Annotated in this window: 2 protein-coding genes; both read left to right on the top strand. The window is 51.4% G+C overall.

From position 1 onward, the window contains the following. Positions 1-10: 10 nt before the first annotated feature. Entirely contained in the window at positions 11-589 is a 579-nt protein-coding gene (gmhB, locus tag KDK13_RS15380) for a D-glycero-beta-D-manno-heptose 1,7-bisphosphate 7-phosphatase (RefSeq protein ID WP_257285858.1), read from the top strand. Further along, positions 589-1,359, top strand: coding sequence for a 1-acyl-sn-glycerol-3-phosphate acyltransferase (locus tag KDK13_RS15385; protein ID WP_257285857.1), 771 nt, complete (start codon positions 589-591; stop codon positions 1,357-1,359). Before gmhB ends, KDK13_RS15385 begins: the two co-directional genes overlap by 1 nt. Positions 1,360-1,435 lie beyond the last annotated feature (76 nt).

Genomic DNA, 1,435 nt, shown 5'->3' on the forward strand with positions numbered 1-1,435 from the left:
CAGGAGCACTATGACCAAGCTTGTTATTCTGGACCGGGATGGCGTGATCAATGAAGATTCAGACCAGTACATACGGTCTGCCGAACAGTGGCTTCCCATTCCGGGAAGTATTGAAGCCATTGCCCGGCTGTCCTCTGCGGGCTACAACGTCGTCGTAGCGACCAACCAGTCCGGACTGGCCCGCGGTTACTTCACACCCGAAGCACTCGATGCCATGCATGACAAACTGACCAGCCTGGTCAAAGCCCGGGGTGGCCATGTTGATGGCATCTATTACTGCCCACACGGCCCGGACGATCACTGTCAATGCAGAAAGCCGGCAACAGGGCTTATTGACCGGATTTTTGCCGACTACGATGCCCGCCCCGCTGAAACCTGGATGGTCGGCGATTCACTTCGTGACCTGCAGGCAGGCGTAACCTCTGGTTGCCAGGTTGCACTGGTATTGACGGGTAAAGGCGTTAAAACCCGCGCTAAACTCATCGAACACCCGGAAGCGCTTTCTGGTAGCCTTTCTGGTCGCAGGGATGTTGCTGTTCATGACAATCTGAACAGCTTTGTAAAAGAATTACTTTCAGAGGGACTTTAATGTCATCAGCTGTCGGTTCTGCAACTAACCGGGGAGTGACCCGGGCAGTGGCCACCTCCTTTACCTTGATAAGGACAACGGTCTTTTACTTTTCGCTGGCAGTCTGGACCGTGTTCTGGGCAATGTTGATGATCCTGTTTATCTACCCTTTCCGGTTTAAGCTCCGTCATCGAATTTTTGTCAAAACATGGGCTATCGTATCGATTTATCTTTGTCGTTTAATTTGCGGTGTTCAATGGAAGGTAAACGGCAGAGAGAATATTCCCGATACTCCCTGTGTCGTAATCAGTAACCATCAAAGCACCTGGGAAACTCTTTTCCTGCAGACGTTATTGACGCCCCAGACTCAGGTGATCAAACAGGAGCTGCTGAAAATCCCTTTCTTTGGCTGGGCATTTAAAAAAATCAAACCCATTGCCATTAATCGCAAGGATGCCCGACAGGCACTACAGCAGGTGAGGGACCAGGGTAAAGCGGCACTTGAGCATAACGTCTGGGTCCTTATTTTTCCGGAAGGGACACGAACGCCTCCCGGTGAGCCGGGCAAGTTTTCCCGTGGTGGCGCAGGACTTGCAAAAGCGGCGGCAGTGGATATTCTTCCTATTGCCCATAATGCCGGTGTTTTCTGGCCGAACAGCTCCTGGATAAAACGCCCCGGAACGATTCAGGTAGAGATCGGGCCGGCCATCAAAACAGAATCCCTTTCGGTGGCAGAAGTCAATGATACCGCCCGTGACTGGATTACACGCGCACTGCAAACGATGCAATAATCCGCTGATATTTATCAGTTGCTATGGGGCCATTGCTGCATAAAAGTGTCCGGAGTGTTGATACATGGAGAATAAT

This window comes from Endozoicomonas sp. SESOKO1, assembly GCF_024606265.1.
Lineage (GTDB): Bacteria > Pseudomonadota > Gammaproteobacteria > Pseudomonadales > Endozoicomonadaceae > Endozoicomonas.